Genomic DNA, 14116 nt, shown 5'->3' with positions numbered 1-14116 from the left:
AGCGATTCCTTGTGCGAATTCGATGGTGGCGGGCTCGTCAGGCGGCCGTTCCGGCGACGGCCTTGTCGAGCTGCCGCTTGGCCTGTTCGTGGTGATAGCGGCCGGTGTGCAGCGACGACGGGCCGAGTCGCGCGTACTTGAACATCAGGGTGATCTCGATGATGAAGAGCGCCGTGTAGAACAGGATGAAGCCGGCAAGGCTCAGGTACAGATCGGTCGACGTGAGGCTCGACGCGGACAGGTGCGTCGGCAGGATGCCCGCGATCGTCCACGGCTGGCGGCCCACTTCGGCGACGACCCAGCCGAACTCGGCGGCGAGCCACGGCAGCGGAATCGCCCACACCGCGTAGCGCAGGAACCAGCGGCGGTTGTCCTGCAGCAGCTGGCGGCGCGCGCAGAACCAGAACGCGGCGATGAAGGTCGCGAGGAACAGGAAGCCGAGGAACACCATGATCCGGAACGAGAAGAACACGGGCGCGACGGGCGGGATCGTCTGCTTGGCCGCGGCCTTGATCTGATCCGGCGTCGCGTCGGTCACGTTTTGCGTGAACTGCTTGAGCATCAGCCCGTAGCCGAGATACTGCTTGTGCTGGTCGAAGGTCGCCTTCGTCTCGGCGCTGGTGTCGCCCGCTTTCAGCTTCTGCAGCGCGCCGTACGCGACCATCCCGCTCTGGATGTGCTCCTCGCTGCGCTTCGCGAGCTCGCGCAGGCCGATCACCGGCTCGTCGATCGAGCGCGTCACGATGAGGCCGAGCGCGTACGGGATCTTGATCGCGTAGTCGGTGCGCTCCTCGGCCTGGTTCGGCAGGCCGATCAGCGTGAACGATGCGGGCGCCGGCTGCGTTTCCCATTCGGATTCGATCGCGGCGAGCTTCATCTTCTGCACTTCGCCCGTCGTATAGCCGGATTCGTCGCCGAGCACGATCACGCAGAGCGTCGACGCGAGCCCGAAGCCCGCGGCGACCGCGAACGAGCGCAGCGCGAAGTCCGTGTCGCGCTTCTTCAGCAGATACCACGCCGACACGCCGAGCACGAACATCGCGGCCGTCACGTAGCCGGCCGACACCGTGTGCACGAACTTCACCTGCGCGACCGGATTGAAGATCACGTCGAAGAGGTTCGACAGCTCCATGCGCATCGTCTGGTAGTTGAACTCGGCGCCGACCGGATTGTTCATCCAGCCGTTCGCGACGAGGATCCACAGCGCGGACAGGTTCGAGCCGAGCGCGACGAGAAACGTGACGATCAGATGCTGGACCTTCGACAGACGGTTCCAGCCGAAGAAGAACAGCCCGACGAACGTCGATTCGAGGAAGAACGCCATCAGCCCTTCGACGGCGAGCGGCACGCCGAAGATGTCGCCGACGTAGTGCGAGTAGTACGACCAGTTCGTGCCGAACTGGAATTCGAGCGTGATCCCCGTCGTCACGCCCATCGCGAAGTTGATCCCGAAGAGCTTGCCCCAGAACTGGGTCATGTCCTTGTAGACCTGTTTGCCGGTCATCACGTAGACGGCTTCCATGATGACGAGCAGCCAGGACATGCCGAGCGTCAATGGAACGAACAGGAAATGGTAGAGCGCTGTGATGCCGAACTGCAGGCGCGACAGATCGACGACTTCGCTACTTATCATGGCGGTCTCCCCGAGTGGGTTCGGATTGCGTCGTCGACAGCAGCTGCGCGGCGACGACGGCAGGCGGCAACGACATGTGCTCGGCCTGCGGATGGTTGAAGAATGCGTACTTGAGCGCGACGAGCAGGATCAGCTTGAAGGCGAGCACGATCGAGATGTCGCGCGCGAGGGTCGGGCCGCGGGCCCAGGCGGCGACCCGGTCGCGCCAGCCCGCCGGGCGGGCGGGCGGCGTATCGCGGGGCGACGCCTTTTTGTTGATGAGAGTCAAAGCCATGATGTCCGGGATAGCGCGATAGGCGTAAAACCAGGCCGGTCTCGTGACGCGCTTGCGTGCGCGCGGCATCAGTTGGCCGGTCCTCCCAATTGTAGGAGGCGCCCCGGAAAACCCTTAGTGCCGCGCTGCGGCACACCGTCGCGAAGCGATCGCAGAAACTTGAGCTGACTCAAGGTTCGCGCAAATCGCAATGCATCCGACGAAATTTTTCATAACGTTGATCAAGCATGCACGCAATGCGTACGGTTTCGCGGCGCACAAAAAAGCCCGCTGTCGCAAGACAGCGGGCTTTTTGCGTTTCGGCGCGGCCTGGCGGGCCGGGCGGCGACCGAGCGTTACGCGTACGCGGCGAGCGCCGTGCGCATCTTCTTCATCGCGCTTGCCTCGATCTGGCGGATGCGCTCCGCCGACACGCCGAATTCGGCCGCGAGGTCGTGCAGCGTCGAGCCGCCCGAGCCGTCGTCGCCGACGTTCAGCCAGCGCGCCTCGATGATCCGGCGGCTGCGTGCGTCGAGCGACTCGAGCGCGCGCGCGATGCCGTCCGTCTGCAGCATGTCGCGCTGCCGCGCGGCGAGCACGGCGGTCGGCTCGTTGTGCGAATCGGCGAGATATGCGATCGGCGCGTACGACTCCTCGCCATCGTCGATCTGGCCTTCGAGCGCGATGTCGCCGCCCGACAGGCGGGTTTCCATCTCGGCCACTTCCTCGCGCTTGACGTTCAGCTCCTGCGCGAGGCCGTCGATTTCCTCCGGCGTGAACGCCTGCGTGCCCTTCTTGTGGCTGCGCAGGTTGAAGAACAGCTTGCGCTGCGCCTTCGTCGTCGCGACCTTGACCATGCGCCAGTTGCGCAGGATGTACTCGTGAATCTCGGCCTTGATCCAGTGGATCGCATACGACACGAGACGCACGTTCTGAGCGGGATCGAAACGCTTGACCGCCTTCATCAGGCCGATGTTGCCTTCCTGGATCAGGTCGCCGTGCGGCAGGCCGTAGCCGAGGTAGTTGCGTGCGATCGACACGACGAGCCGCAGGTGCGACAGCACGAGCTGGCGCGCGGCATCGAGGTTGTTGCCGTCGCGGTATTCGGTCGCGTATTGACGCTCTTCTTCCGGCGTCAGCAACGGAATGCGGTTGACGGCCTGGATATAGGCGTCGATGTTGCCCAGCTGGCCGGGCAGCATCGACTGGGATGCGAGCGCCAGCGAGCCTGCCGATGCGGCCTTAGCGGACGCCGGGCGCAGAATGTTCGGAAGGGTCAATGCGTTGCTCACGTAAAAAACTCCTTTGGAATCAGGGACAAGCCCCATAGCCGGGGCGATTCCTCGATGAATCTTAGCACTCCATCCACCGGAGTGCTAATCCTTAGAAGGAACAGGGTCGCTGGAGTTCCCGTTTTGCTATCGATTTTGATGAGGTGATAGCTCGCGCCGGAACCCGTTTCCGTTCGTCGCCCGTAAGCCGTTGTTTTACGGGCGTTTCGGGTAAAGGATCCTGATTCTTGTCAATTCGGCAGAAAACCATTTCGTCAGATGATGCCGATCGGAAAAGTCCTTTACCATAAGATTCTGTTCGCTCGAGCCCGGCATTCGAATTGCAGCGAGGCTCTATTCAACCAGAGAAGTTGGAGTCAGAGATGAACGATAAAAACGGCGGTCGGGCGGGGCGGGTCATCGCACGGGTCGCAGTGGCGGCGGCGCTTGCCGGCGCTTCCGGCACCGCTTTCGCGGATCGATGGGGATTGCAGCTCGGCGGCGGCGTCGCCGATCACGACATCAAGAAGGGCGACATCGCCGTCGCTTGGGATCCGAACTGGACCTGGTGGGAAATCGGCGGCTGGCACTTCGCGTTCGTCGCCGAAGGACACTTGTCGTATTGGCGGTACACGGGCGATCGCGCGATCAACGACAGCGTCTGGGAAGTCGGCGCAACGCCCATCGTGCGCTTCATCAAGAGCGCGGGCCATGTGCGGCCGTTCATCGAGGCGGGCGTCGGCGTGCGTTTCCTGTCGCATCCGACGATCTCGCAGAACTACTCGATGTCGACTGCGTTCCAGTTCGCCGACATGGTCGGCGTCGGCGCGCAATTCGGCAATCGTCAGCAGTATCAGGCGGGTTTTCGTTTCCAGCACGTGTCCAATGCGGGTATCAAAGACCCGAATCCTGGTATAAATTTCAGCCAGCTCTACGTGCAATACAACTTCTGATCGGCGCGCCGGAGGCGCGCATGCAGTCGAGGAGTATGGCGATGGTGGCGAAGGTGATCGATGCGATTCGCGCGCTCGAGCGCGACCGGTTTCGTGCGATGGTCGACGGCGACGGCGAGGCGCTTGAAGCGTTGTTGTCCGACAAGGTCTACTACGTGCACACCAACGGCAAACGCGAGACCAAGCAGCAGTTCATCGACGCGATCACGGCAGGGCGCCGCCGCTATCGGCAGATCGAAGTCCAGTCGCAGGAGGTGCTGCCCGTCGGCGACGCCACGTACGTCGTCGCGGGGCGCGCGCTGATCGAGATGGAGACGAACAACGGCGGCCTCGTGTTTCCGATCGCCTACACCGCCGTGCAGACGCAGGAGAGCGGCCGCTGGCGCCTCCTCGCATGGCAGGCGACGCGCTGCGCGACCGAGAGCTAGACACGAAGCACGCCTTCGCCCGCCATTCTCGCCCGCCGCTGCCGCCCGCTTTTCCGGCCCTTTCCCGACCGTTTCTTTCGGCCCCTCGTCGGGGCCCTTCGTCGCCCGTGCAGCTTCGTGAGCCGTTCGGTTTGCGCCGGAGCGCCGCGGATCGCGCGTCGCACCGGTTTTGCGCAGCGGCGTGCGCCGCGCAGTGTCCTTTCGCGTGTCGTTCGCGCCGCGTCAGGCGGCCGCGCGCCGCTCGTCGCGGCTCCAGGCGGAGCGGTTGATCGCGCTCGCGACCGCATCCGTCGCGGCGGCGGCCGGATCGCGATGCACGCCCGCGCCGTGGCGCAGCGCGGCGCCGCCGACCTTCGCGCCGACGAACACGACGGTGTCGCCATCCGCGGTACGCTCGACTTCGCACGACGCGACGTCGATCTCGACGCCCGCCGCCGCGGCGAACGCGGCGGCCGCCTGCCGCACGGCGCTTTGCGCATCGTCCGCGAGCGCGAGCGCGATTTCGCGGTCATGCCAGCTCGCCGACGTGCCCGCGCGCGCGGCCGGACCCATCGTCTCCAGATATTCGCGCGCGAAGAGCGCGCAGATCGCATCGGCCGTCACTTCTTCGCCCGATGCGTCGGCGAGCGCCTGCACCGCATGGCTGAATTCGATCTGCACACGGCGCGGCGGCGAGAAGCCCATCCCGCGCTCAAGCAGGTACGCCGCGCCGCCCTTGCCGGACTGGCTGTTCACGCGAATCACCGCGTCGTAGCTGCGGCCGAGATCGGCGGGATCGATCGGCAGATACGGCACTTCCCAGATCGCGTCGGGCTGCTGCTGCGCGAAGCCCTTGCGGATCGCATCCTGATGCGAGCCGGAGAACGCGGTGAACACGAGGTCGCCCGCGTACGGATGGCGCGGATGCACGGGGATCCGGTTGCAGCGCTCGACGACGCGGCGCACCGCGTCGATGTCCGAGAAATCGAGGCCCGGATCGATCCCTTGCGTGTACAGATTGAGCGCGAGCGTGACGAGATCGACGTTGCCCGTGCGCTCGCCGTTGCCGAACAGGCAGCCTTCGATGCGATCCGCGCCCGCGAGCAGCGCGAGCTCGGCCGCCGCGACCGCGGTGCCGCGATCGTTGTGCGGATGCACGGACAGCACGATGCTGTCGCGATAGCCGAGATTGCGGTCCATCCATTCGATCTGGTCGGCGAACACGTTCGGCGTCGCGGCCTCGACGGTCGCCGGCAGGTTCACGATCATCTTGTGATCGCGGGTCGGCCGCCACGTCTGCGCGACCGCGTCGCAGACCTCGCGCGCGAACGACAGCTCGGTCATGCTGAACGTCTCGGGCGAGTACTGGAACGTCCAGTGCGTGTCGGGGCGCGCCTGAGCGTGCGCCTTGATGATCCGCGCGCCGTCGACCGCGAGCGCCTTCACCTCGTCCTTCGACAGCCCGAACACGATCCGGCGGAACGACGGGCAGATCGCGTTGTACAGGTGCACGATCGCGCGCGGCGCGCCTTCGAGCGCATCGAACGTGCGCGCGATCAGGTCTTCGCGCGATTGCACGAGCACCTCAATCGTCACGTCGTCGGGGATGCGCTGCTCGTCGATCAGCTTGCGCACGAAATCGAAGTCGGTTTGCGACGCCGACGGAAAACCGACTTCGATTTCCTTGAAGCCGATCGAAACGAGCATCTCGAAGAACTCGAGTTTCTGCTCGATGCTCATCGGCTCGATCAACGACTGGTTGCCGTCGCGCAGATCGGTGCTCATCCAGATCGGCGCGCGCTCGATCGTGCGGCTCGGCCATCGGCGTCCGTTGATGCGAACGGGTTCGAACGGTCGGTATTTCTCAGCGGGGTTGCGCTTCATCTTTGCCTCGGGCGGTCAAGTCGCGAGCGAAGACGGACGGCATGTCGTGCCGGTGGGCGCCGCCTGCGCGCGTGCATGCCCGATGGCACGACGACGCGGGAATCTTCGCGATTCGCCCGACGGATCGACGGACGAAAGCTGACGACTACGGGTTGTAAAAAACTGCGAGAAAGAAACTGCGAGGAACAGCTAGGGGAGGGACCGCGCCGGGACGGCACGGCGCCACGACAGCTTTACGCTAGTCGTAGCGATAGCGGCCGCGCTAGGCGGCCGGAGGTAATTCGGAGGGTGTTCTGGAAGGAACGCATGTCGACAACTCTATGCGAAGTCGCCGGCGGCTGTCAATCGTCGGGGCATTCGAAGGCGGGGGCGTGACGCGGGGCGGCGTGCGCGGCTTGCCGGCGCGAGGGGGCGGGAGGCGGAGGGCGGGAAGCGCGCGGGCGGCGTGAAGGCCCGGCGTGCGAGCGCCGGGTGCGATGCGGCGCTGGAACGCCGGGCCGCGGCCGGCCGGGCTTCCGGCGCGAGGGGGCGGGCCTCGCGCGGGGCGACGCGCCGAGATGCGCGTCGCGGCGCGCGATGCGACGCGTCAGGCGGCCTCAGCGGCGCCGCCCACCCCCGTCCATGCAACCGCATCGATGCGCCGCCTCCCCGGCAGCGCCGCCGGCGTTCATTCGACGATCCGCGAAAGCCGCACGATCGTTTCGACTTGCGTCGCGACCGCGTCCGGAATCGGGATTTCGCCGCGCATCACGGCGTCGGTCCACGCGGCCGTCGTCGCGGCGTCGCGCGACGCGGGCAGCTCGACGGGCGGCGCGTCGGGCGACGAGCGCACCGGCTCGACGACCGTCTCGCACAGGCCGTCGTGCAGCCAGTCGACCTGGACCTGGCGGCGCGTGTCGGCGACCGCCTCGCCCTCGGTGCCGCGTGCGAGGAGCGCGCCGCCCGCGGCCGCTTCCGGATGTTCGCGGAACAGCTCGACGAGGCTGTCGCGGTACGGCGGATGCGTGTAGTTGACGAGCCGCAGGCCGGCCGGCTCGAACGGCTGCAGCAGCTTGACGACCGTGTGCGTCGAGTTGCGCACGCCGAGCACGCGCCGCAGCGCGATCAGCCGCGCGAGCTTCGGCGCGAGCACGTCGATCGGCGCGAAGGCGACGCGGCGCTCGGCGAGCGTGTCCTCGATCTCGTCGTGCGATTCGCCGGGCGGAATAGACAGCTCGGTGAAGATCGCCGCGCTCGTCACGCGGCCCGGGTCTTCGGTCACGCCGTGCACGAGCACGGGCACGCCTTCGCGCGCGAGCAGGAGCGCGAGGAGCGGCACGAGGTTCGGCAGCTTGCGCGCGCCGTTGTAGCTCGGGATCGACACCGTGCGGAACGCGCTGTCCTGCACGTGCAGCGGTTCGAACGACGCGTGCGCGGCGGCGAGCATCGCCGCGAGCTCGGCGGCCGTCTCGCCCTTGAGCCGGTACGCAATCAGGATCGCGCCGAGCTCGACGTCGGATACGTGACCGTCGAGCATCGCGCGGTAGAGCGCCAACGCGTCGTCGTACGACAGCGGGCGCGCGCCGTTCGGCCCGCGCCCGATTTCCTTGATGAAGCGGGCGCATGAAAAGTGATCGGGCAAGGCTGCATTGGCTTGGGATTCGGTCATCGAGGAGCGGGAGCCGCGGCCGTCGCCGTTTCGGCGATCAGGCGGCGCAGCTCGGGTATGCAGGAACCACACTGAGTACCGCATTTGAGCCGTTCTTGCAAGTTCGCGAGCCGCTCGCCGGGCGTCGCGGACGGCGCGTCGGCGGCGAGCATCGCGCCGATCTGGCGCTCGCCGACGCCGACGCAGTTGCAGATCGTGCGCCCGCGCGCGGGCGCCGTCTGCAGCGGCACGCGCCCCGCGAACAGCAGCAGGCGGCCGAGCGCGCCGACGCTCGCGCCGCTCTCGACATAGTCGCGCAGCACGGCCGCGCTCTCTTCGGTCGCGCCCGCGGCGCCCGCGACCGAGAACGCGGCGAGCGCGCCGTCGACGATCCGCACGCGCCGGCCGGCGCCGCGCCGCGCGTCGCCGTAGCTCATCACGTCGGCCGCGTGAGCGGGCAATTCGAAGAGCGCCTCGATTTCGCGCTGGAGCTCGGCGGGCGCGGGCTCGTACGCGGCGACGCGCCACGCGAGCCCGGCATACTCGTCGGTGCCGAACGGCACGCAGCTCGCGTACGGAAAGCACGCGAAGCATGCGCGCGCGGCGCGCTGGCGCTCGAGCATCCGGTCGGCCGGCACGCGTGCGGCGATCAGCCAGCGCCACGGCAGGTCGGCCTTCAGCAGCTTGATCGCCGCATGCTTCAATTCCGGCTGCTGCGAATACGGATCGCGCATCGGCGTCGTCAGCGCGTTGATGCCCGTCGCCGCGCGGTTGCCCGCGACTCCCGACACGTATTCGTCGCCCCAGTGCATCGGCGCGAACGCCTGGCCGGGGGCGATCGCGTCGTCGGCGCGCGCGGGGACGAGCGCGCTGCCGCGCCGCGACGTCACGTGGACGAAGTCGTGCGGGCCGAGCTCGAGCCGCGCGCAATCGCCGGGATTCAGGTCGATGCACGGTTGCGGCGCGTGCGCGAACAGCTTGGCGACCGTGCCCGTGCGGCTGCCGCCGTGCCATTGGTCGCGCAGGCGGCCCGTCGTCAGCGCGAAGCGGTAGCGCGCGTCGACGGCCTCGGCGACCGGCTGATAAGGCGCGAGCACGAAGCGCGCGCGTCCGTCGGCGGTCGGAAAGCGGCCGTCCGCGTACAGGCGCGCGAGTCCGCGCTCGGCGCCCGCCGGGAATGGCCATTGTTGCGGGCCGTCGCGTGCGATGAGCGGCCACGACAGCCCGCCGATGTCGCAATCGCGGCCGATCGTCGTCGCGCGGTGCTCGTTCCATACGGCTTCGGCGTCGGCGTACGGAAAGAGCGTCGGGCGGCCCGGCGCGAGCCGCGCTTCGAGCCGGCGGCCGACGTCGGCGGCGATCCGCCAGTCGGCGCGCGCGTCGCCGTGCGGCGCCGTCGCCGCGCGTACGCGCGAGATCCGCCGCTCCGAGTTCGTCACCGTGCCTTCCTTCTCGCCCCAGGTCGCGGCGGGCAGCAGCACGTCCGCGTACGGCGCGGTGCCCGTGTGCGCGTACGCGTCCTGCAGCACGACGAATTCCGCGCGCTCGAGCCCCGCGCGCGCGATCGCCTGGTTCGGAATCGAATGCGCAGGGTTCGTGCAGACGATCCAGATCGCCTTCAGCGCGCCTTCGGCGAGCCGCTCGAACATCTCGACCGCGGTCAGGCCGGGCTTCGCCGGCAAATCGGGCACGCCCCAAAGGCGCGCGATCTCCGCGCGGTCGGCCGGATTCGCGAGATCGCGATGCGCGGACGCGAGCGTCGCCATGCCGCCCACCTCGCGGCCGCCCATCGCGTTCGGCTGTCCCGTCAGCGAAAATGGGCCGGCGCCCGGCTTGCCGATCTGGCCCGTCGCGAGATGCAGATTGATCAGCGCGACGTTCTTCGTCGTGCCGGTCGCCGACTGATTGAGCCCCTGGCAATACAGCGACAGCGACGGCCCCGCGCCGAACCAGCGCGCGGCCTGCACGATGTCGTCCGCGCGCAGGCCGCAGACTTGCGCGGCGGCGGCGGGCGTCGCGTCGCGCACCGCGTCGCGCAGCGCGTCGAAGCCTTGCGTGTGCGCGTCGATGAAGGCGCGATCGAGCGCACCGTCCCAGATCAGCACGTGCAGCATCGCGTTGAACAGCATCGTATCGGTGCCGGGCTGCAGCGCGAGATGCAGCGTCGCGTCGCTCGCCGAATCGGTGCGCCGCGGATCGGCGACGATCACCTTCATCTGCGGATTGCGCGCGCGCGCCGCTTCGAGCCGCCGGTACAGGATCGGATGCGCGTACGCGGGATTCGCGCCCGCGATCAGCACGGTGCCCGCGTGATCGAGATCCTCGTAGCTGCACGGCGGCGCGTCGGCGCCGAGCGTCTTCTTGTAGCCGACGACGGCCGAGCTCATGCAAAGCCGCGAGTTCGAATCGACGTTGTTGGTGCCGACGAGCCCCTTCGCGAGCTTGTTGAAGACGTAATAATCCTCGGTCAGCAATTGGCCGGAGATGTAGAAGCCGACCGCGTCGGGGCCGTGCTGCTCGACGATTCGCGCGAAGCGCAGCGCGACGTGATCGAGCGCGTCGTTCCACGACACGCGTGTGCGCGCCGCATCGCGCGACAAGCGCAGCTCCGGATGCGCGGCGCGCATCTGCGCGTAGCGCTCGGGCGTCGCGGTCAGATGCAGCGTGCTGCCCTTCGAGCATAGGCGGCCGAAGTTCGCCGGATGTTCGGGATCGCCGCGCACGCCGACGATCTGATCGCGGCCGTCGGCGCCGCGTCGCGTTTCGATGACGACGCCGCATCCGACGCCGCAATAGCAGCATGTCGATCGCGTTTCGCGCACGGCGTCCGGCGCGTCTTGCGCGGGCCGCGTCAACGTATCGACCGTCATGCCGCGGCGCCCGGCGCAACGAATGCGACTGGTTGCGGCGCGGCGTCGACGCCGAGCGTCGCGAATTCCGCGCGATCGAGCAGCACCGCATCGCCTTCGCGCTTCACGCGAAAGACCGTCGCGCAGCCGTCGTCGGGCGGCAGCGCGCGGCCGCTCTCGAAAGCGATGTTGAAGCCGTGCAGCGGGCAGGCGACCTGCTCGCCGTGGACGATGCCCTGCGACAGCGGGCCGCCTTTGTGCGGGCAGCGATCGAGCAGCGCGAACACGGTGTCGCTCGCGGTGCGAAAGAGCGCGATCGGCGCGCCCGCGGGACGCGTGACGACGCGTGCGCCGAGCGGCGGGATGTCGCCCAGCTCGCAGACGGCGATCCATTCGGATGGCGTGACGGACATGTTTCGAATTCCTTGTTGATTGACCGGGCCGGCGCGCGCCGTGATGCGCGGCGCATCGACGCGCATCACGCGTCGGCGGGCGCGACCGCGATCGGGATGAACTGGCGCAGATCGACCTGCGCTTCCTTCGTGTCGTGCCACGGGTCCGGCTCGTCCTTCAGCGCGAATTGCAGGCGCTCCCACAGCGCGCGGCGATTGTCGGCGTCGTCGAGCACGCGCGCCTTCACGTGGTCGAGGCCGACGCGTTCGAGGTAGTGCACGGTGCGCTCCAGATACCAGCCTTCCTCGCGATACAACTGCAGGAACGCGCCCGCGTACTCGAGCACCTCATCGTGCGTCTTCACCTTGCAGAAGAACTGCGCGACCTCGGTCTTGGTGCCGCCGTTGCCGCCCACGTAGATTTCCCAGCCCGAATCGACGCCGATCACGCCGACGTCCTTGATCCCCGATTCCGCGCAGTTGCGCGGGCAGCCGGACACCGCGAGCTTCACCTTGTGCGGCGCGTACATGCGCCACAGCGCGCGCTCGAGCTGCTGGCCCATCAGCGTCGAGTCCTGCGTGCCGAAGCGGCACCATTCGGAGCCGACGCAGGTCTTCACCGTGCGCAGCGCCTTCGCGTACGCATGGCCGCTCGGCATCCCGAGGTCGTGCCAGACGCCCGGCAGGTCCTCCTTTTTCACGCCGAGCAGGTCGATGCGCTGCCCGCCCGTGACCTTCACCGTCGGAATCGCGTATTTGTCGACGACGTCCGCGATGCGTCGCAGCTCGTCGGCGGTCGTCACGCCGCCCCACATCCGCGGCACGACCGAATACGTGCCGTCCTTCTGGATGTTCGCGTGCGCGCGCTCGTTGATGAAGCGCGATTGCGGATCGTCCTTCGCTTCGTGCGGCCACGTGCTGATGCAGTAATAGTTGAGCGCCGGGCGGCAGGTCGCGCAGCCGTTCGGTGTGCGCCATTCGAGGAAGTGCATCGCGGACGGCACCGACAGCAGCCTGTGCTCGCGGATCGCCGCGCGCACTTCCGAATGCGTGCGGTCGGTGCAGCCGCACACGGGCTTCGCCTTCGGCGACGCCGAATAGTCGCCGCCGAGCGTCGACATCAGGATCTGCTCGACGAGGCCCGTGCACGATCCGCACGACGCGGACGCCTTCGTGTGCTTGCGCACGTCGTCGAGCGTGAAGAGACCTTTTTCCTTGATCGCCGTGACGATCGTTCCCTTGCACACGCCGTTGCAGCCGCACACTTCGGCGTCGTCGGCCATCGTCATCGCGTGCGTCGCGCCGCTGTGGCCGGTGTCGCCGAGACTCGTCTCGCCGAACATCAATGTGTCGCGGATGTCGGCGACGTTGCGGCCTTCGCGCAGCAGCTTGAAGTACCACGCGCCGTCGGCGGTATCGCCGTACAGACACGCGCCGACGATCCTGTCGTCCTTGATGACGAGCTTCTTGTACACGCCCGCGATCGGATCGGACAACGTGATGTCTTCGGTGTCGCCGCCGCCGAGAAAATCGCCCGCCGAGAAAAGATCGATGCCCGTGACCTTGAGCTTCGTCGACGTCACCGAGCCCGTGTAGCGGCCGATGCCGAATTGCGCGAGATGGTTCGCCGCGACTTTCGCCTGCTCGAAGAGCGGCGCGACGAGGCCGTATGCGATGCCGCGATGGCTCACGCATTCGCCGACCGCGTAGATGCGCGGGTCGTAGGTCTGCATCGTGTCGTTGACGACGATCCCGCGATTGCAATAGAGGCCCGCGCTTTCGGCGAGCGCCGTGTTCGGGCGGATGCCGACCGCCATCACGACGAGATCGGCCTTGCATGTTTCGCCGTCCTTGAAGCGCACCGCGCACACGCGGCCGCTCTCGTCGCCGACGAGCGCCTGCGTTTCCTTCGGCATCGCGAATTTCAGGCCGCGCGCTTCGAGCGACGCGCGCAGCAGGCCGCCCGCCGTCGCGTCGAGCTGGCGCTCGAGCAGCGTCGGCGCGAGATGGACGACGGTCACGTCCATTCCGCGCAGCTTCAGGCCGTTCGCCGCCTCGAGGCCGAGCAGGCCGCCGCCGATCACGACCGCATGCGTGTGGCGCGCGGCGGCGTCGATCATCGCCTGCGTGTCGGCGATGTCGCGATAGCCGAGCACGCCGTCGAGATCCGCGCCCGGGATCGGCAGCATGAACGGATTCGAGCCGGTCGCGAGCAGCAGGCGGTCGTAGGCGGCCTCGGTGCCGTCGTCGGCGATCACGACGCGCTTCACGCGGTCGATCCTCACGATCTTCTTGCCGACATGCAGCGTGATGTCGTGCCGTTCGTACCACGCGTAGTCGTTGAGCACGATCTGCTCGAGCGTCTGCTCGCCCGCGAGCACGGGAGACAGCAGGATCCGGTTGTAGTTCGGATGCGGTTCCGCGCCGAATACCGTCACGTCGTACAGATCGGGGGCGAGCTTGAACAGTTCTTCGAGGGTGCGCACTCCGGCCATGCCGTTGCCGACCATCACCAGCTTCATCTTCCGCATCGGGGGATCTCCTGACTGGGCCGCTTGTCATGGGGGCCCGTGTTCGATGCACAGAAAATAGCAAACGCCATGCCACTTTTTATTGGGCCGCTAATTAACAGGGCGGCGGGGAAGCGGGCGCGGATCGCGCGCGTGCGCTTGGTGCGCGGGCGCACGCCGAACGAACGATTTCGCACGCGAAACGGGCACCGCGACGGCGCTGCACCGGCAAAGTGCCGCCGGATCGGCGGCGCGAATCCGGCGTCGCGCCAGCCGCGTTACACTTTCGGCCGATGCCGGAGCGTTCGGCGCGGCGGGACGGGAAGACGCCCGTCTC

10 protein-coding genes are annotated in these 14116 nt (G+C 67.7%); 2 read left to right on the top strand and 8 right to left on the bottom strand.

What is annotated here, in order from left to right; translation table 11 throughout:
- Window positions 1–37 precede the first annotated feature (37 nt).
- From BG90_RS05375 to rpoH, 3 genes are all read right to left on the bottom strand, one after another.
- Complete coding sequence (locus tag BG90_RS05375) at window positions 38–1633, bottom strand: cytochrome ubiquinol oxidase subunit I (protein WP_010113839.1); 1596 nt, start codon at window positions 1631–1633, stop codon at window positions 38–40.
- The gene (cydP, locus tag BG90_RS05370; RefSeq protein WP_010101551.1) at window positions 1623–1907 is read right to left on the bottom strand and encodes a cytochrome oxidase putative small subunit CydP; all 285 of its coding nucleotides are present in this window, start codon (window positions 1905–1907) and stop codon (window positions 1623–1625) included. Before cydP ends, BG90_RS05375 begins: the two co-directional genes overlap by 11 nt.
- Before the next feature lie 335 nt (window positions 1908–2242).
- Window positions 2243–3178, bottom strand: coding sequence for an RNA polymerase sigma factor RpoH (gene rpoH / locus BG90_RS05365; RefSeq protein WP_010101552.1), 936 nt, complete (start codon window positions 3176–3178; stop codon window positions 2243–2245).
- 362 nt (window positions 3179–3540) lie between these two features.
- On the opposite strand from rpoH, the gene BG90_RS05360 reads away from it, so the two are divergent.
- Together BG90_RS05360 and BG90_RS05355 are read left to right on the top strand one after the other, a co-directional pair.
- Complete coding sequence (locus BG90_RS05360) at window positions 3541–4110, top strand: acyloxyacyl hydrolase (RefSeq protein WP_025989639.1); 570 nt, start codon at window positions 3541–3543, stop codon at window positions 4108–4110.
- A 41-nt stretch (window positions 4111–4151) separates the two neighbouring features.
- A complete protein-coding gene (locus BG90_RS05355) occupies window positions 4152–4538 on the top strand; it encodes a nuclear transport factor 2 family protein (protein WP_025989640.1) in 387 nt (128 codons plus the stop codon).
- 222 nt (window positions 4539–4760) lie between these two features.
- Here BG90_RS05355 and leuA read toward each other — a convergent pair whose 3' ends face one another.
- From leuA to nirB, 5 genes are all read right to left on the bottom strand, one after another.
- Window positions 4761–6401 carry a 2-isopropylmalate synthase gene (leuA, locus tag BG90_RS05350; protein ID WP_010113841.1) on the bottom strand — a complete coding sequence of 547 codons (1641 nt, stop codon included), beginning with the start codon at window positions 6399–6401 and terminating at the stop codon, window positions 4761–4763.
- Window positions 6402–7068: 667 nt separating this feature from the next.
- Window positions 7069–8049 carry a DNA-binding protein YbiB gene (gene ybiB / locus BG90_RS05345; protein ID WP_025989641.1) on the bottom strand — a complete coding sequence of 327 codons (981 nt, stop codon included), beginning with the start codon at window positions 8047–8049 and terminating at the stop codon, window positions 7069–7071.
- The gene (locus BG90_RS05340; RefSeq protein WP_010113843.1) at window positions 8046–10898 is read right to left on the bottom strand and encodes a nitrate reductase; all 2853 of its coding nucleotides are present in this window, start codon (window positions 10896–10898) and stop codon (window positions 8046–8048) included. Before BG90_RS05340 ends, ybiB begins: the two co-directional genes overlap by 4 nt.
- Window positions 10895–11290 carry a nitrite reductase small subunit NirD gene (gene nirD / locus BG90_RS05335; RefSeq protein ID WP_025989642.1) on the bottom strand — a complete coding sequence of 132 codons (396 nt, stop codon included), beginning with the start codon at window positions 11288–11290 and terminating at the stop codon, window positions 10895–10897. The genes BG90_RS05340 and nirD overlap by 4 nt, the downstream gene beginning before the upstream one ends.
- 65 nt (window positions 11291–11355) lie before the next feature.
- Window positions 11356–13800: a nitrite reductase large subunit NirB gene (gene nirB, locus BG90_RS05330; RefSeq protein WP_010113847.1), complete on the bottom strand. Its 2445-nt coding sequence runs from the start codon at window positions 13798–13800 to the stop codon at window positions 11356–11358.
- Window positions 13801–14116 lie beyond the last annotated feature (316 nt).

Origin of the sequence: Burkholderia oklahomensis C6786, from assembly GCF_000959365.1 — a bacterium.
Lineage (GTDB): Bacteria > Pseudomonadota > Gammaproteobacteria > Burkholderiales > Burkholderiaceae > Burkholderia > Burkholderia oklahomensis.
The sequence above is the reverse complement of the archived record's forward strand: the minus strand, read 5'-3'. Positions and strand labels throughout refer to the sequence as shown.